Source organism: Roseicyclus amphidinii, from assembly GCF_030163755.1.
GTDB classification, from domain to species: Bacteria; Pseudomonadota; Alphaproteobacteria; order Rhodobacterales; family Rhodobacteraceae; genus Roseicyclus; species Roseicyclus amphidinii.
This window is the reverse complement of record NZ_JASJOE010000062.1, coordinates 1-17,446: the sequence shown is the minus strand read 5'-3', so window position 1 is coordinate 17,446 and position 17,446 is coordinate 1. Positions and strand designations below refer to the sequence as shown.

Annotated in this window: 14 protein-coding genes and 1 pseudogene; 7 read left to right on the top strand and 8 right to left on the bottom strand. The window is 68.7% G+C overall.

What is annotated here, in order from left to right; genetic code table 11:
* From QQK83_RS15985 to QQK83_RS15965, 5 genes are all read left to right on the top strand, one after another.
* Positions 1-417 (top strand): PfkB family carbohydrate kinase (locus QQK83_RS15985; protein WP_284265995.1); only part of this gene is annotated, 417 nt, incomplete at its 5' end.
* A gap of 244 nt (positions 418-661) precedes the next feature.
* Positions 662-817, top strand: coding sequence for a light-harvesting antenna LH1, beta subunit (gene pufB, locus QQK83_RS15980; RefSeq protein ID WP_109665289.1), 156 nt, complete (start codon positions 662-664; stop codon positions 815-817).
* Positions 818-830: 13 nt separating this feature from the next.
* Positions 831-1,169: a light-harvesting protein gene (locus QQK83_RS15975; RefSeq protein WP_284265988.1), complete on the top strand. Its 339-nt coding sequence runs from the start codon at positions 831-833 to the stop codon at positions 1,167-1,169.
* A 117-nt stretch (positions 1,170-1,286) separates the two neighbouring features.
* Positions 1,287-2,801, top strand: coding sequence for a PucC family protein (locus tag QQK83_RS15970; RefSeq protein WP_284265997.1), 1,515 nt, complete (start codon positions 1,287-1,289; stop codon positions 2,799-2,801).
* On the top strand, positions 2,773-3,453 hold the full coding sequence (locus QQK83_RS15965) for a hypothetical protein (protein ID WP_284265986.1): 681 nt from the start codon (positions 2,773-2,775) through the stop codon (positions 3,451-3,453). Before QQK83_RS15970 ends, QQK83_RS15965 begins: the two co-directional genes overlap by 29 nt.
* 188 nt (positions 3,454-3,641) lie before the next feature.
* Here the strand turns inward: QQK83_RS15965 and uvrA are convergent, their stop codons facing one another.
* The 8 genes from uvrA to QQK83_RS15925 all read right to left on the bottom strand — a co-directional run bounded on the left by uvrA (position 3,642) and on the right by QQK83_RS15925 (position 16,638).
* Positions 3,642-6,506: an excinuclease ABC subunit UvrA gene (gene uvrA, locus QQK83_RS15960; protein ID WP_284265984.1), complete on the bottom strand. Its 2,865-nt coding sequence runs from the start codon at positions 6,504-6,506 to the stop codon at positions 3,642-3,644.
* A gap of 74 nt (positions 6,507-6,580) precedes the next feature.
* Complete coding sequence (locus QQK83_RS15955) at positions 6,581-7,714, bottom strand: MFS transporter (RefSeq protein ID WP_284265982.1); 1,134 nt, start codon at positions 7,712-7,714, stop codon at positions 6,581-6,583.
* Entirely contained in the window at positions 7,711-8,640 is a 930-nt protein-coding gene (locus tag QQK83_RS15950) for a glycosyltransferase family 2 protein (RefSeq protein WP_284265980.1), read from the bottom strand. The genes QQK83_RS15955 and QQK83_RS15950 overlap by 4 nt, the downstream gene beginning before the upstream one ends.
* A gap of 93 nt (positions 8,641-8,733) precedes the next feature.
* Positions 8,734-10,128, bottom strand: a complete 1,395-nt coding sequence (gene lpdA / locus QQK83_RS15945) for a dihydrolipoyl dehydrogenase (protein ID WP_284265978.1) — start codon at positions 10,126-10,128, stop codon at positions 8,734-8,736.
* 168 nt (positions 10,129-10,296) lie between these two features.
* Positions 10,297-10,881 carry a DUF924 family protein gene (locus QQK83_RS15940; protein ID WP_284265977.1) on the bottom strand — a complete coding sequence of 195 codons (585 nt, stop codon included), beginning with the start codon at positions 10,879-10,881 and terminating at the stop codon, positions 10,297-10,299.
* Positions 10,882-10,915: 34 nt separating this feature from the next.
* Positions 10,916-12,226 carry an MFS transporter gene (locus tag QQK83_RS15935; protein ID WP_284265976.1) on the bottom strand — a complete coding sequence of 437 codons (1,311 nt, stop codon included), beginning with the start codon at positions 12,224-12,226 and terminating at the stop codon, positions 10,916-10,918.
* A 60-nt stretch (positions 12,227-12,286) separates the two neighbouring features.
* A complete protein-coding gene (gene queA / locus QQK83_RS15930; protein WP_284265975.1) occupies positions 12,287-13,342 on the bottom strand; it encodes a tRNA preQ1(34) S-adenosylmethionine ribosyltransferase-isomerase QueA in 1,056 nt (351 codons plus the stop codon).
* A complete protein-coding gene (locus QQK83_RS15925) occupies positions 13,339-16,638 on the bottom strand; it encodes a YhdP family protein (protein ID WP_284265974.1) in 3,300 nt (1,099 codons plus the stop codon). Before QQK83_RS15925 ends, queA begins: the two co-directional genes overlap by 4 nt.
* A 147-nt stretch (positions 16,639-16,785) precedes the next feature.
* Between QQK83_RS15925 and QQK83_RS15920 the strand changes: the two genes are divergently transcribed.
* Together QQK83_RS15920 and QQK83_RS15915 are read left to right on the top strand one after the other, a co-directional pair.
* The gene (locus QQK83_RS15920; RefSeq protein ID WP_284265972.1) at positions 16,786-17,247 is read left to right on the top strand and encodes a peroxiredoxin; all 462 of its coding nucleotides are present in this window, start codon (positions 16,786-16,788) and stop codon (positions 17,245-17,247) included.
* 65 nt (positions 17,248-17,312) lie between these two features.
* Positions 17,313-17,446 (top strand): annotated as a pseudogene (locus QQK83_RS15915) (DUF455 domain-containing protein); the annotation flags it as partial.

Here is a 17,446-nt window from a genome sequence, read left to right as displayed (position 1 = left end):
CGGACGGGGCTGGCGCTGATGCGGCTGGATTTCGAGGAATCCGAGGCGCTGGCAGGCCGCCCCCTGCCCGACACGCAGGCCAGCGCGGCCTTTGCCGCAGAGCTGGTGACCGCGGGGGCGGCCGAGGTCGTGATCCTTGCCCGCGGGGCCGAAGGCTCGGTCCTCGCCGCCGCCGAAGGGCAATGGGCCGCGCCCGCGGCCGAGGTTCCGGTCGTCTCGCGCACCGGGGCGGGCGACAGTTTCGTCGCCGGTGCCGTCCTCGCGCTGTCGCGCGGCCTGCCGCTGGCGCAGGTCCTCGGCCACGGCTGCGCCGCGGCCAGCGCGGCCGTCACCACCCCGGCGACCGACCTGTGCGACCGCGACACGGTCGCCCGGCTGTTGCCCCAAAGCACTGCCCGCAGGCTTTCGACGGATTGATTCGACGCGGCTGTCAGGTTTCCGTGACAGGTGGCCGGGCCTGAAGGCCGAAGTTTTCCAAGATTGACGCAGCGTTAGGCAGAGATCGACCAAACGCCGCGCATCGAAGAGTTTACAGTTGAATATGTCCAGTTTGCGTGACACTCTGGGCGTATGGGTTCCGGTCCGTCGCCCCGGCCTGAGCCCCGATCCCGGCGCGGCAACACGCCCGCCATGTCACAGGTAAGAAAAGGAGGGGCGGAGAATGTCCGATGATCCCGACAAGGTATGGCCGACGGGCCTGACCCTGAAAGAAGCTGAAGAGGTGCACAGCTACCTCATCGACGGCACCCGCGTGTTCGGCGCGATCGCGCTTCTGGCGCATGTGCTGGTCGCCGTGTCCACGCCGTGGCTCGGCTGAAGGGGGGCGCATCATGAACAACGCGAAGATGTGGCTCGTCGTGAAGCCGACCGTGGGCGTTCCGCTGTTCCTCGGGGCGGTGGCCGTGGGGTCCTTTGCCGTCCACGTGGCGGTTCTGACCAACACGACCTGGGTTGCCGATTTCCTGTCCGGCAGCTCGGCCAGCGATGACAGCGCGGCGCTTGCGACCGATCCGTCGATCCTGCCCGCCTCGGGCACGGCGGCGGCAGAGCTTCCGATGTATATCGAAGCCGGCGCAGATGGCTCGCAGTCGATGCGCGTGATCCTGCCCGATGGCCGGACCGCGACGCTTGTCGTCGACGACCTGACCCAGGCCGCGCTCCTGCAATAGGCGGGGCGATGCCGAACGACCATGACACGCGGGTCGGAGGCCGCGGGTTGATCCCGCGCCCCCGGCCCGACCCCGGACCGCCCCCGGCACACGGGCGCAGAGACGTTCGTGAGTGAGATGGCCAGCCTCCGCGACACCGCGCTTCGCAAGATCCAGACCATCGGTCCGCGCTTCCTGCCCTTCGCGGACGTGGCAACCGAGGCGGTGCCGCTGTCGCGGCTGCTGCGACTGTCGCTGTTCCAGGTGACGGTGGGCATGGCGCTGGTGCTGCTGGTCGGCACGCTCAACCGCGTGATGATCGTGGAGCTGGCGGTTCCCGCCGCGCTGGTGGGCGCGATGATCGCGCTGCCGCTGGTCTTTGCGCCGTTCCGGGCGCTGATCGGCTACAAGTCCGACATCCACAGATCCGCCCTCGGCTGGCGGCGCGTGCCCTACATCTGGAAGGGCACGATGCTGCAGTTCGGGGGCTTCGCCATCATGCCCTTCGCGCTGCTGGTGCTGTCGGGCTACCAGGAAGCGGCGGATGCGCCGCTCTGGATCGGGCGCGCCGCCGCGGCGCTGGCCTTTTTGCTGGTCGGCGCGGGCGTCCACACGGTGCAGACCGTGGGCCTTGCGCTGGCGACCGACCTCGTCGAGGTCGAGGACCAGCCCAAGGTCGTCGGGCTGATGTATGTCATGCTGCTTCTGGGGATGATCGGCTCGGCGCTGGCCTTCGGCTGGCTGCTCGAGCCCTACACGCCGGGCAGGCTGGTGCAAGTGGTGCAGGGGGCCGCGGTGATCACCGTGGCGCTGAACCTGCTGGCGCTCTGGAAACAGGAGCCGCGCGACCGCGCGCGCGCCGCGCGGGTCGAAACTCACCCCGAGTTCCGCGATGCCTGGCGCATGTTCGTCGAGGGGCGCACGGCCGTGGGCCTTCTGGTCGTGATCGCGCTGGGGACCATGGGCTTCGGCATGGCCGACGTGGTGCTGGAGCCCTATGGCGGCCAGGTGCTCGAGATGTCGGTGGCGATGACCACGCGGCTGACCGCGGTTCTGGCGGCGGGCGGGCTGATCGGCTTCGCCGTCGCCTCCAAGGTATTGCTGGACGGGCGCGCGCCGCTCGATGTGGCGTGGTGGGGGACACTGATCGGCGTGCCCGCATTCCTTCTGATCATCGCGGCCGGGCCGCTGGCCCAGACCTCGCTGTTCGTGATCGGCACCGCGCTTGCGGGCCTGGGCGCGGGCCTGTTCGGCCACGGTACGCTGACCGCCACCATGCGCAGCGCGCCGCGCGCGCAGGTGGGGCTTGCGCTTGGTGCATGGGGCGCGGTGCAGGCCACGGCCGCAGGCCTTGCCGTGGCGCTTGGCGGCGTGATCCGAGACGTGATCGCGGGCCTGCCCGGTGCCGGCGAGTTCCGCCCCGAGGCGCCCTATACCCCGGTCTTCGCGCTCGAGCTGGCCCTGCTGGTGGCCGCGGTGGCCGCGATCCTTTTCATCCGCCGCAGACAGGCGCGACTTTTCCAGACCACGAGCTATACTGAACCTCGGCAGGGACGACCGGACAGGCCCGCCGCATCGAAAGAGCCCCAGCCGCGCGACAGGCGGCCAACAGGAGGAGAGCCCCATGACGACGGTCGTCTCACGGCTTTATGACTCGGTCGAGGCCGCCACTGGCGTCGCCGACCAGCTGCGCGCGGAAGGTTTCCCGGACAGCACGATTTCGGTGATCACGGCCGCGGATGCAGGCGAGATCATGAAGGCCCGCGTCAGCGAACGCGCGGCCGCGGCCTATGCGAAGGCGATGACGGACGGCCAGGCGGTCTTCGTCTGCCGCGCGCCCTTCACGCCCTTCGGCGCGGCGCGCCGCGCGATGGAGCTGGCCGACGCCACGCCCATGGTCGATGCGGGCATCGGCAAGGCGAATGAATACGTGCGCGAAGAGGCACAGCTGGAAAACCTCACCCCCAGCATCCTGCCGAACCATCCGCTGATGATGACCCGTGACGATTACGTCGGCTCGGGCTGGTCCGGCTGGCGCGCGACCCACGCGCTCGGGTGGGACACGGTCATTCGCCGTCGCGAGGCGCCGAAGAACCTGATCCGCGGCGGGCGCTACATGTCGCGCGGCTTCTGGCCGGGCAAGCTGCTGAGCGACAAGCCGCGCAAGTCGAGCGTCTATTCGGGCGGCAAGCTGTTCCTCAGCTCCACGCGCTCCGTCTCGACGCCGAAGAAATCCTCGATCCTGAGCGGGCATCCGCGGATCAGCGAAAAGTTCGGCTTCAAGACAATCTCCGAACGGCCCTGACGGGCGCGACCCCGCAGCGAAAAGGCCGGGCCATGCGCCCGGCCTTTTTCATCTGCGCCCCTTTGGCCGATCCACCCCGCGGAGCCAGAGCGGATCGCGTTCATTCGCATTCACGCGATCCGCTCTAGCTGTTTGATTTCGCATGTTCGAGGAACGCAAAACCGGTTCCCACTCTTGCGCAACATGCTTTATTCCGCGGCGTGCTTGCTGGGCTTGAGCATCGGGCCAAGATAGCGCCCGGTATGAGACCGCTCGACCTTGGCCACCTCCTCGGGGGTGCCGAGCGCGACGATCTCGCCGCCGCCGTCGCCACCCTCGGGGCCGATGTCGATCAGCCAGTCGGCGGTCTTGATGACGTCGAGATTGTGCTCGATGACCACGACCGAATTGCCCTGGTCGACCAGTTCGTGCAGCACCTCGAGCAGCTTCTTCACATCCTCGAAATGCAGGCCCGTGGTCGGCTCGTCGAGAATGTAGAGCGTGCGCCCCGTCGACCGCTTGGCCAGCTCCTTGGACAGTTTCACGCGCTGCGCCTCGCCGCCCGAGAGCGTCGTCGCCTGCTGGCCCACCTTGATGTAGCCCAACCCCACGCGCATCAGCGCGTCCATCTTCTCCCGGATGCTCGGCACCGCCTTGAAGAACTCCTGCGCGTCCTCGACCGTCATGTCGAGCACATCGGCGATGGACTTGCCCTTGAACTGCACCTCGAGCGTTTCGCGGTTGTAGCGCTTGCCCTTGCAGGTCTCGCAGGTGACGTAGACATCGGGCAGGAAGTGCATCTCGATCTTGATCACGCCGTCGCCCTGGCAGGCCTCGCAACGGCCGCCCTTCACGTTGAAGCTGAAGCGCCCCGGCTTGTAGCCGCGCGCCTTGGCCTCGGGCAGGCCCGCGAACCAGTCGCGGATGGGGGTGAAGGCCCCGGTGTAGGTCGCGGGGTTTGAGCGCGGGGTGCGCCCGATGGGGCGCTGGTCGATGTCGATGACCTTGTCGAGATGCTCCAGCCCCTTGATCGTCTCGCAGGGCGCGGGCGTCTGACGCGCGCCGTTGAGCTTCATCGAGGCGGTCTTGAACAGCGTTTCGATGGTCAGCGTGGACTTGCCGCCGCCCGAGACGCCGGTGACGCAGACGAACTTGCCCAGCGGGAATTCGGCCGTCACCTCCTTGAGGTTGTTGCCGGTCGCCTTGACCACGGTCAGCTTCTTCTTGTTGCCCTTGCGCCGCGTGGCGGGCACGGCGATTTCGCGCGTGCCCGACAGGTATTGCCCGGTGATCGAGGCCGGATCGGCCATGATCTGAGCCGGTGTGCCCTGCGCCACGATCTGCCCGCCATGCACGCCCGCGCCGGGGCCGATGTCGAAGACGTAATCGGCCTCGCGGATGGCTTCCTCGTCATGTTCCACGACGATCACGGTATTGCCCTGATCGCGCAGGTTCTTGAGCGTGCCGAGCAGCCGGTCGTTGTCGCGCTGGTGCAGACCGATGGAGGGCTCGTCGAGCACGTAGAGAACCCCGGTCAACCCGCTGCCGATCTGGGAGGCCAGCCGGATGCGCTGGCTTTCGCCGCCCGAAAGCGTGCCGGCATTGCGCGAGAGCGTCAGGTAATCGAGACCTACGTTGTTCAGGAACCCCAGCCGCTCGCGGATTTCCTTGAGGATCGCGCGGGCGATCTCGTTCTTCTGCTGGCTCAGGGCCGCGGGCACCGTCTCGCACCAGTCATGGGCCTCGCGGATCGACATCTGGACCACCTGGCCCACGTGCAGCCCCGCGATCTTCACCGCCAATGCCTCTTCCCGCAGGCGGTAGCCGCCGCAGGCCCCGCAGGGGCGGTTGTTCTGGTAACGCTCGAATTCCTCCCTGATCCAGGCTGAATCAGTCTCGCGGTAGCGGCGCTCCATGTTGGGGATCACCCCCTCGAAGCTGCGCTTGACCTGGTAGACGCGGCCGCCCTCGTCGTAGCGGAACTGGATTTCCGTCTCGCCCGAGCCGCGCAGGAAGACCTGTTGCACCTCATGCGGCAGATCCTTCCACGGCGTTTTCGGGTCGAAGCCGTAGTGGCGTGCGATGGCCTCGATGGTCTGGACGAAATAGGGCGACTTGCCCTTGCGCCAGGGCGCGATGGCCCCGTTCTCGAGGCTCAGCGCCGCGTCGGGCACCATGAGCCGTTCGTCGAAGAACAGCTCCACCCCCAAGCCGTCGCAGGACGGGCAGGCCCCGAAGGGGGCGTTGAAGGAGAACAGCCGCGGCTCGATCTCGGGGATGGTGAAGCCCGAGACGGGACAGGCGAAATTCTCGGAGAAGGTGATCCGCTCGGGATCGCCCTCGCCCTCTTTCGGCGCGGTTTCGAGGATGGCGATGCCATCGGCCAGGTCCAGCGCGGTGCGGAAGCTGTCGGCCAGCCGCGTCTCGGCCCCTTCGCGCACCACGATCCGGTCGACGACCACGTCGATGTCGTGGCGGAACTTCTTGTCGAGCGTGGGCGGCTCGTCCAGCTCGTAAAAGGCGCCGTCGACCTTCACCCGCTGGAAGCCCTGCTTGCGCAGCTCCATGAATTCCTTGCGGTATTCGCCCTTGCGGTCGCGCACGATGGGGGCAAGCAGGTAGGCGCGCGTCCCCTCCTCCATCGCCATGACGCGGTCGACCATGTCCTGCACCTGCTGCGCCTCGATGGGCTGGCCGGTGGCAGGCGAATAGGGCGTGCCCGCGCGAGCGAAGAGCAGGCGGAGGTAGTCGTAGATTTCCGTGACCGTGCCGACGGTCGAACGCGGGTTCTTCGAGGTCGTCTTCTGCTCGATGGAAATGGCAGGGCTGAGGCCGCTGATATGGTCCACATCGGGCTTTTCCATCATGTCGAGGAACTGCCGCGCATAGGCCGACAGGCTCTCGACATAGCGGCGCTGCCCCTCGGCATAGATCGTGTCGAAGGCGAGCGACGACTTGCCCGAGCCCGACAGGCCGGTGATCACGACAAGCTGGTCGCGGGGAATGTCGAGGTCGATGTTCTTGAGGTTGTGCTCGCGCGCACCGCGCACCTCGATCTGCTTCTGCTCGGGCATCGGCCGTCCCCTGTTAACCAACGCTCAACACATAGGGGGCGCGGGGCGAGTCTCCAACCGAAAAAGCGGAACGTTCAGCGAACACCCCCGCGCGTGGCGGCATGGTAGGCGAGGGCCGTGGCCCCTGCCCCGATCACCCCCACCACGATGGCCATGGGCAGGCTGGCCCCCGCGCCCAGCGCGGCCAGAACCGGCGTGCCCGAGAAGGTGCCGACATTGCCCAACTGCGCCAGCGCGCCATTGGCCAGCGCCCGGTCCGCGTCGGAACCGTTCAGCCATGGAACCGCGGCAAAGCCGCCGCCCGCGACCACGCCCGAGACCAGCATCGCCAGCACCGACAGGGGCGCGGCCAAGCCCGGCAGCGCCAGTGCCACGGCAAAGACGGCGGCCATGGCGACGAAGCCGCCCGTCACCAGCTGCGCCGGGGCGACCAGCCGCGCCAGCGGCCCCGTGGCGAGCGAGCCCGCGATGCCCGCAAGCGGCAGGACGGCGGCCAGCCACGGTGCCGCAAGCGCCGTGGGAAGGTAGGTCACCAGCGCGAGGAACAGGAACGCGTATATCCCGTGCCCCAGCGCAGGCGCGAACAGGCGCGGCGTGCGGTAGAGGGTGACGTGATCCGACAGCCGCGGCAGCGGGCGTCGCGCGGCGACGACGCCGCGGGGCAGCAGCCACCACAGAAACACCCCCATCCCCGCGGCAAGCCCTGCGTGGACGCCATAGACCGGGGCCGCACCCTCGCCCACCAGCAGGGCGGCGATGGCGAAGCCTACGCCGAAGAAGGTCGCCCAGAGCCCCATCACCAGCGCCCGGTCCCGCGGTGCCGAGATCGCCGCCATCAGCGTCGGGATCGCCACCACCAGGACGAGATGCCCCGCCCCCTCGAGCACGCGCAAGGCCATCAGGAGCGGAAAGGCCGGCAAGGCCGCCTGCCCCATGCCGGCCAGCGCCGACAGCGCCAGCGCCGCAAGGATCGCCCGCCGCGGCCCGATGCTGGCCGTGATGCCGCCCGCGTAGACGCCGAACAGGATGCCCATGACCGCCACGCCCGACACGGCAAAGGCGACGGGCTGGCCGGGATACGCGACCGCCAGCGCGCCCAGCGTCAGCGAGACCTTGGCAAACTGCCCCGCCGCGATCAGCCCGGTCGCGTAAAGCGCCGCGACGAGCGCCCAGGGTGTGGCGACACGAGAGGTCTCACCTGCCCTCATGCATGGCCCAAAAGCGACATGATGTCCTCACGGCTCGGATCGGGTCCGGCTTCACGCCGCCCCTGCCAGATGCCGTGAACCTGACGGAAGTAATCGATACACAACGTATCGGCCGCAAGACGGTCATGCGCCAGATGCGAAAACTCGCCAAGCGGGTGGCGGTCGTGAACCTCCTGCTGCGTCTCGCGCAGGGCACGGTCAGACACCGCGAGGATGGGCACACCCAACCGGGTCATTTGACCGGAAAGCCAGGGATCATCCACCGTCCAGAGGATTTCCGGAATGTCGAACACGTCGGGCGAAAAGAAACCGGGCCGCACCAGCGTGCCGCCAAACCCCTCGAGGACGTGGACATGCCCATCGCGCGGACGGTATTTTCCCGGTTTCCAGAAACCCAAGGACGCTGCGCGCCACAGCCGGTATTCCACACCCTTGTGCCACCGCTTTGCCGCCGGTGCAGGCAAGGCCACATCGAAGTAGCGGGCATTCGGCGGTCGCTCGTCAAACCGGTAACCCAACCCGGTGATGCAGCTGTCGGGATGCTTGGCGCGACGCGACAGCAGGGTTTGCGCAAGCCGCGGCGCATAGATCTGGTCATCGTCGCAGAACAGGATTTCGACATCCTGACCGCGATAGGCGGCGACCGTGGGCAGAACCTTGGTTGCCGGTCCGTAATCCGTGTCAGACCAATGAACCGTGATCCCCTCCGGCAAGGGTGGCAGCGATGGCACTTCGCCCGGAAACCGGCGATACGAACGCGTCAGGTTCAAGCGGATCTCGTCGGGGCGCAGGGTCTGACCCAAGAGGTCGGTCAAGACCTTGCCGATCGAGTCGAACCGCGGGGGAATCGTGGACAGTGAAAAAATGACCTTGCGTCGGTTAGGCGGCATTTGTCCCAAAAGCTTTCGTGTAATCAAATTACTCATCTGCAATCGTGGGCAACCGCAGACCGGGGCTTCTGCCAATATGCAAACCTTGCGATGGTCGCCCCGGCCTAGCTGAAATATCGGTTGGCCACCTCAGATATGGATCACCCGGTCATAGGCGTCGAGCACGCTTTCGTGCATCATTTCCGACAGGGTGGGATGCGGGAAGACGGTTTCCATCAGGTCCTGTTCCGTCGTCTCGAGCTTCTGGCCCACGACATAGCCCTGGATCAGCTCCGTCACCTCGGCCCCGATCATGTGCGCGCCCAGAAGCTCGCCCGTCTTGGCGTCGAAGACCGTCTTGATCATCCCCTCGGGTTCGCCAAGGGCAATCGCCTTGCCGTTGCCGATGAAGGGGAAGCGGCCGACCTTGACGTCGAAGCCCCGTTCCTTGGCCTTGGCCTCCGTCAGGCCGACACTCGCCACCTGCGGGTGGCAATAGGTGCAACCCGCGATCTGTTCCGGCTTGACCGGGTGAGGATGGCCGCCCGCGATCAGCTCGGCCACCATCACGCCCTCGTGGCTCGCCTTGTGCGCCAGCCACGGGCCGTTGGTGGCGTCCCCGATGACGTAAAGCCCCTCAACGCCCGAGCGGCAATAGTCGTCGGTCACTACGAAACTGCGGTCCAGCTTGGCGCCCAGCGCCTCAAGGCCCAGCCCCTCGGTGTTGGCGACGATGCCGACAGCCGAAATCACCGTGTCGAACTCGTGGGTTTCGACCTTGCCGCCCACCTCTATATGGGCGGTGACCTTGTCGGCGGCCCGGTCGAGCTTTTTCACCATGGCCTTGGCCATGATCTTCATGCCCTGTTTCTTGAAGCTCTTCTCGGCAAAGGCCGAGATCTCGGCATCCTCGACCGGGAGGATGCGGTCCAGCACCTCGACCACGGTCGTGTCGGCGCCAAGCGTGTTGTAGAAGCTGGCGAACTCGATCCCGATCGCGCCCGAGCCGATGACGAGCAGCTTTTTCGGCATGTGCGGGGGGACGAGCGCGTGCTTGTAGGTCCAGACCCGCTTGCCGTCGGCCTCCAGCCCCGGCAGCTCGCGCGCGCGCGCGCCGGTGGCGAGGATGATGTTCTTCGCCGTCAGCTCTTCGGTGCCCTTGTCGGTCTTCACGGTGACGCGGCCCTTGGCGGGCAGGGTCGCCTCGCCCATGACGACGGTCACCTTGTTCTTCTTCATCAGGTGGCCGACGCCCGAGTTGAGCTGTTTCGCCACCCCGCGCGAGCGTTTCACCACCGCGTCCAGATCGTAGGAGATGTTGTCGGCCTTGAGGCCGAAGTCCTTGGCGCGCTGCATCAGGTGGAACACCTCGGACGAGCGCAGCATCGCCTTGGTGGGGATGCAGCCCCAGTTGAGGCAGATGCCCCCCATGTGCTCGCGCTCCACGATGGCGGTCTTCAGGCCCAGCTGGCTGGCGCGGATGGCGGCGACATAGCCGCCGGGGCCTGCACCGATCACGATGACGTCGAAATTCTGCGCTGCCACGGGTCGTTCTCCTCCGGAATGCGTTTGTTCAACGTTAAACCATTTTTACGCGGCGGGACAATCGGCGTTGGGTCGCAGGCTGGTTTGCGCGCAGTGCAGGGCTGCGCGCAACGCGGGCCGCGTTTTGCTGCAGCAAAACGGCCCGCAAAACTGCAGTTTTGCGCCCGCTCAGGGGCTGGCCAGCTCGCGCAGGATGGCACCGTAGCCGCCGCCCGACAGGAAGGCCTCTTCCGCGGGGGTCGAGGCCCGGCCCAGCGCCGCGTTGCGATAGGGAAACCGCCCGTAGCGGCGGATCACCTCGCGGTGGGCGCGGGCATGAAGCAGGTTGTCGGTGCCCTCCATCCGGGCTTTCATCAGCCGAACCGAGCGGTCCTGGTCGGTCAGGTGCTCGGAATGCATGAAGGGCATGTAGAAGAACTGCCGCAGCGGGCCGTTGATCTTCAGATCCCACCCGCGCGAGAGCACAAGGCTTGCGATGCGCAGCGCGCTTGGGTCGGTGGCAAAGGCCAGCGGGCTGTCGCGGAACATGTTGCGCGGGAACTGGTCGAGCAGCACGATCAGCGCCAGCGCCCCGCGCGGCCCGCGCGCCCAGGTATCACATGCACCGGTCGCGGCGCTGTCCCAGAGCGTGCCGAAGCGGTCGCGGATGGTGCGGTCGAAGCTCGCGTCCTGCCGATACCAGGCCTCCGGCCCCGCTTCCTCCCAGAAGGTCAGGACCTCGCCCGCCCGGTTCGGCGTTTCCCTCAGCATCATCGGCGCGCCCTCCTGCCCATATCTCCTGCCCGTGTCAGCCCCCGGTGCCCGTCGCCGCCGGATCGCCGCTGTCCTCGCTCGCCTCGGCCAGTTCCTCGGCGGCCTCAACATACAACTCCTGCGCGGTCTCGACCGCAACAGGAGATGCGGCACCCGGCAGGAGATTGGCGTAGGAGACGGCCTCGTAATTCTCTTCCTCGGCATAGGCCGAGGCGCGGCGCGTCATCCGCCAGAGGCCATAGAGCGCGGTCAGGAACAGCCCCATCGCCATCATCAGCCAATAGCCGCCCGGCCCCATCCAGGACATCGCAAGCCCCGCCAGCGGCGGCCCGCCGATGGCACCCAGCCCGTTGAGGAAGATCAGACCGCCCGAGGCGGCCGGCATCTCTTCGACCGAGAGGTAATCGTTGGTGTAGGCGATGAGCAGCGCGTAAAGCGGCTGCGACAGCCCCCCCACCACCGCCGAGACGGTCAGCAGCACCCAGTAGGCCTCCGCAAAGGCGAAACCCGCCAGCCCGACCACGCCCCCCAGCGCAGCACTGCCCACGATCAGCACGCGGCGGTCCATCCGGTCCGAGAGCCAGCCGATGGGATATTGCAGAACGATCGCGCCCAGGAAGATCGCCGAGACGAAGAGCGAGATCTGCCCGAGGCTCAGCCCCGCCTCTGTGGCATAGACCGAGGCCATGCCGAACTGCATGGCAAAGACCGCGCCCATCACCAGCATCCCCACCACCCCGAAGGGTGAGGCGCGATAAAGCTGCATCAGGCTCATGGGCCGCGCCGCGTCGAAGGCGGGCGCGGGCTGCACCGACAAAAGGATCGGCGCGAAGCTGATCGAGACGAGGATCGAGGGGATGATGAACAGAAGGTATCCCGACGGGTCGCCCGCCGACAGGATGCCCTGCCCCGCCACCAGCCCGAACATCTGCACCAGCACATAGGCCGACAGCGACTGCCCCCGCGTCTGGTTGGTCGAGGAATCGTTGAGCCAGCTTTCGGCGGTGACATAGACCCCCGACAGGCTGAAGCCGAGGATCACGCGCAGCGCCATCCAGGCGTAGGGGTCGGTCAGCACCGGGTAGGAGATCAGCGTCGCCGAGATCAGCGAGCCCAGCGCCGCGAAGACGCGCACATGCCCCACCTTGGCGATGAAGACCGGCGCGAAGCGCGAGCCGCCGAGAAAGCCCACGAAATAGGCCGAGGCGATGAGCGACAGCTCGAAGGTGGTGAACCCCTCGATCGCGCCCCGCACCCCCATCAGAGAGCCCTGCAGACCGTTGCCGATCTGAAGCAGGAACATGCCCAGCAAAAGCGCCCACGAGGCGCGGATGACGTTGATCATGACGGGGGCCGTCCTTTGTCTCTCGGGGTCAGTCTCGGGGGGCGGTCCTGCCCCGGTCTGTCACAGACGCGACGGAATCAGCAAGGAGGCGTCGCCGTAGGAAAAGAACCGGTACCCCCCGGCGATGGCATGGGCGTAGATCTCGCGCACGCGCTCCTGCCCCATCAGGGCAGAGACAAGCATCATCAGCGTCGATTTCGGCAGGTGGAAATTCGTCACCAGCGCGTCCGTCACCTTCCACGCGTAACCGGGATAGATGAAGATGTCGGTATCGCCCTCGAAGGGGCGCATCGTGCCGTCCTCGGCCGCCGCCGTCTCGATCAGGCGCAGGGCAGTCGTGCCCACCGGGATGATGCGGCCGCCCGCCGCGCGGGTGGCGTTGATCTCCTCGGCGGCCTTTTCCCGGACCTCGCCCCATTCCGCATGCATCCGGTGGGTGGTCACGTCATCGACCGTGACCGGCAGGAAGGTGCCCGCGCCGACATGCAGCGTGACAAAGGTGAACTCGACCCCCGCCTCGGTCAGCGCCGCGATCAGCGGCTCGTCGAAATGGAGGGAGGCTGTCGGGGCGGCGACCGCGCCAGCACGCTTGGCCCAGACGGTCTGGTAATCCTCGCGGTCGCGCTCGTCGGGGGCGCGCTTGCCCGCGATGTAGGGCGGCAGCGGCATCGCGCCCGCGGCCTCGAGCGCGGCGTCGAAATCGCCGCCCGACAGGTTGAAGCGCAGGCGCAGACCGCCCTCGAGCGACGCGACCTCGGCCGACAGGTCGTCGGAAAAGACCACCCGGTCGCCAAGGCCCAGCTTGCGCAGCGGCTTGGCCAGCGCCGACCAGGTGCCATCGGCCTGCGGCTCCATCAGCGTGACCTCGATCTTGGCGGTCACCACGCCCTGCGCGCTGTCCTTGGTGCGGTGCCCGGTCAGGCGGGCCGGGATCACGCGCGTGTCGTTCAGGATCAGCCGGTCGCCGCGGCGCAGGATCCGCGGCAGGTCATAGACATGCGCATCGCGCGTCACCGGCCCGTCGGCCAGCAGAAGACGCGCCGACGAGCGCGGGCGCGCAGGCCGCGTGGCGATCAGCGCCTCGGGCAGATCGAAATCGAAATCGTCAAGTTTCATTGGCTATCCGGCAAGGTCGGTGGCGGGCGGCGAAAGATATCGCGGAACACGCCCGGCGTGAGAATCGACAAGGGGTTGACCGTGACCTGCGGGGTTTCGACCGGCCCCGTCAAGCGGTAGGCGAAGCCGAACAGCCCCTCGCGCCGGGTCGAGAAGATCGCCCCGAACAGCCCGTTGACCGCGTTCAAGGGCGAGATCACGCCGGCCATGTCCAGCACCTGCGCCCCGAGGATGTAGCGGCCGTCCATCGACAGACCCAACGCCGCGCCGAAGGCGACGCCTTCCTGCACGATCACCTCGGTCGGGGTCAGGCGAAAGCGCGCCTCGACCGCGCCGAGGTTGATGCCCTCGCCGCTCAACTGCTCGATCAGCCCCACGACCGACACGAGGTTCAACAACTCGGCCATCACCGGCGCGTCGCGCAGCCGCGGGTTCTCGACCGTAAGTCGGCCGTCATAGGTGCCCTCGGCCCCCGTGGCCTGCAGGACCAGCTCCATCGCGCCGCCATAGGCCGAGCGGAACACCCCCGCGGCCCGCAGCACCGCACCGCCATCGGCGGCGCGCAGGCGCAGCGCGGGCCCGGCCTCGGTCGCCACCAGCGTTCCCGACACGGGGGCCTCGCCGTTCACCGCGCCGCGGAACTGCCCCGAGATGCCGCTCGCGGCGGTCAGATCGGCCACAAGCCCGGTCAGCGCGATGCCCTGCGTGACCTGCAACCGGTCAAGCGCCGCGATGATCGGCACGCCGTCCGACGCGCCCTGCGTGAAGGATGCAGCGGGCCCCTGCCCCTGCGGTGCGCCGCGCAGGTCCAGCGTGCCGCCGGTGACGCGGATCTCGGGCAGGCGGCCCGCCCCGCGCGCGACCAGCGCGCCGGTCACGTCCAGCCAGTCGCCGACCCGCAGCCGCGACAGCTCCAGCCGGTCGAGCGCCCCGCCAGCGCGCAGGCGCGCGCGCCCGGCAAGCGACAGCGCACCGGCGGAGAGCTCCAGCGCCGTCAACTCGGGCGCATCGCCCAGCCGTGCCGTTGCCTCCAGCCGCCCGGTCGCGGCCGCGGGCTTGCCCCAGCCCAGCGGCGGCACCGACAGGCTTGCCCCCGCAAGGTCCGAGACAACCGTCAGCACCGGGGCCTCTCCGTCCACCAGCGCCAGCGACAGGTCGACCGCGGTCTCGCCGCCCATCATCCAGGCCGGCAGCGCGACGCCCAGCGTGTCCAGCCGCGCGCGGGTGACACGGGCGCGCGCCTCGACCTGCGCTGTCCCGGTCGCGGCAGGGCCGATGGCCCGGCGGAAACTCCCCGAGAAGGGCACACCGTCCAGCCGCGCCTGCCCGGTGATGCGCAGCGCGTCGGGCTCGACCTCGAGGCCCAGCGTTGACGCCTCCAGAAGACGGCCGGGGATCAGCCCTTCGGAGGCGTAATCGCTCACGCGGCCCGTGACGCGAAAGCTTGTGCCCTCCATCCCGTCCTGCCGCATCAGCCGGGTGTCGATGGCGGCCGTCAGCTCGGCCCGACCGCGGCCCAGCCGGTCGGCGGTCATCCCGCCCTCGGCAAACAGCCGCACGGGCGGCGCGCGCAACAGGCGCAGCAGGTCGGGCAGCTCTCCGGCGACGGCCAGCTCGAGACGCGCGGGCGGGCCGGGGATGCGCGTGTCGGGCACCATCATCACCGAGCCGTCCAGCGCGATCGGTCCCGCCTCGGGTGCCACGATCCGCCCCTCGTCGATCCGCAGGATCAGCCGGGGCCCGGCAAGGTTGAGGTAGCCCGAGGCCCCTTCGATCGGCGGCAGGCTTTGCAGAGCCTGCAAGCCGACCCCCGCGAAATCGAGGCTCAGCTCATGCTCGGGCGGCGCACCCGGCGCGCGGCGCAAGGCAAAATCCACACCGGTGAGCTGCCCGCCGATCACGTTCTCGGCCAACCAGCGGCGGGTCACCGGGATCGCCGCCTCGGGCCAGTAGCCAAGCACGGTACGGGCGTCCGCCTCGGGGATATGGGCGTCGACGGCCAGCTCAAGCCCCTCGGACCGGGCCGCGATGCGCCCGCGCGCCCGCAACTCCAGCCCCGCGTCATGGATCACCGCCTGTCCGATCTCGACCACCGGCTCCTCACCCAGCGTCAGCCGCAGGTCCAGCACCGCCCCGTCCAGCGCGAGCGGCGCGGGGAACAGCCCGGCGGGGGCCAGCGCGATCTGCGACAGGCGCAGCTGCGCGGTCAGCCGGTCTCCGCCCTCGGACACGTCGGCATGGCCCTGCGCGGCAAAGGACAGCTCGGGCGCGGAAAGATCGAACCGGTCGAAGGTGATCCGCCCGGTCGCCGCGTCAAAGCGCAGCCCGGCCGATATGGCGTCGAACCGCAGCGGCGCACCCGCGGCGTCAAGCGCCACCCGCCCCGCGCCGATCCGCAACGCGACCGCGAGGTCGCCGAGCGCGCCATCGGGCTGCAGCGCCGCGACGACGCTGCCCGAGATCGGCGCGCGCATCAGGTCCACCCAGGCCAGCGCCGGCCCGATGGTGGCGACATCGCGCGCCGCCACGCCCTCGAACTCCAGCGCCAGCTCGGTCGCCGCGCCAGCTGCCGCACGGCTCAGTTCGATCTCGAGCGTCGCGTCCCGCGACCCTTCCAGCGCGCCCCCGACCGACAGGCGCAGCGCGCCGTCGCGCCGGGCCAGCGCGAAGCGCGCGTCGCGCACGCGCATCACCTGCTCGGTCATCTCGTCGGCCATCTGCAACTCGAGGCCGGTGCCCGCGATCTCTTCGAGCTGCGCGAATTGCGGGGCGGCGAGCATCGCGTCAAGCCGCGCCAGCGTGTCCGCCAGCGCCAGCTCGCGCGCCGCGTCCCCCGCCGTCAGCGCCAGGTCGATGCGCCCCTCGGCGTCGCGCGCAAGGCGCAGCCCCGCCCCGGCGACATCCACGCGCAGCGGATGCACCCGGCCGCGCAGAAGCGCCGCGGTCGACAGGCCGACGGTCAGCTCGGGCAGCGCCGCGCGCGTGCCCCCGTCGGGATCGGTCAGCCGCACGTCACCCAGCAAAAGGTCGAGGCCCTGCGCCCCCGCGCCCTCGGGGCGCAAGAGGTCGATCCGCCCGATGGTGATCGCATTGGCCGACATCGCCGCGTCGATCCGCGCCTCGATCCGGTCCGACAGCGCAGGCGGCAGCGTGACGGGCCCCTGCCCCAGCCGCATCCACAACAGCCCCGCCAGCATCGCAGGCGCCAGCACGACAAGGGCCGCCGCGGCAAGCCACGGCCCTGTGCGGCGGGCGCGCCGGGGGGCGCTGCCCCTGTCATCGAGGTCGCTGCTCATGGGGTTCGCGCCTGCACGCGCCTGTAGCCTTGGCCTGTTCCGGGTCTTCGCCTTTATCTTCGCCGCAAAGCGCCTAGCTTGCAATTCATCTGCCGGGGCGCGCCCCGGTGCAACCCCGCAAGACACTTTGAAAGACATGAGGCCCAGATGACCGAGATCGGCGCACCCGCCCCGGATTTCACCCTGCCCCGCGACGGCGGCGGCGAGGTTACGCTTTCCGCCCAGCAGCCCAAGGCGGTGGTGCTCTACTTCTACCCCAAGGACGACACCTCGGGCTGCACCAAGCAGGCGCTCGGCTTCACCGAGCTGTCCGAGGCCTTCGCCGAGGCGGGCGCGGTGGTGATCGGCGTGTCGAAGGACAGCGTCGCCAAGCATGACAAGTTCATCGCCAAGCACGGTCTGGGCGTGATCCTCGCCTCGGACGAAGAGAGCGACGTGTGCGAGCGCTACGGCGTCTGGGCCGAGAAATCCATGTATGGCAAGACATACATGGGGATCGAGCGGTCGACCTTCCTGATCGACGGCGCGGGCGTGCTGCGCGCGGAATGGCGCAAGGTGAAGGTGCCCGGCCATGTCGAGGCGGTGCTCGAGGCGGTCAAGGCGCTTTGAGCTTTGGAAAGGGCAGCGCGCTTGACCCTGCGGGCGGCGCGCTGCACATGGCGGCCATGACCGAGATCATGCCCCTGGCGCAGATGGCCGAGGCCGTGCTGCGCACCGCCGACGCCCGCGAGAAGACTGCCCTGTCGCGCCGCTACGCCGCCCTGTGGCAGGCCGCGCGCGACGCGGGCGAACGCCCCGAGATCGGCAC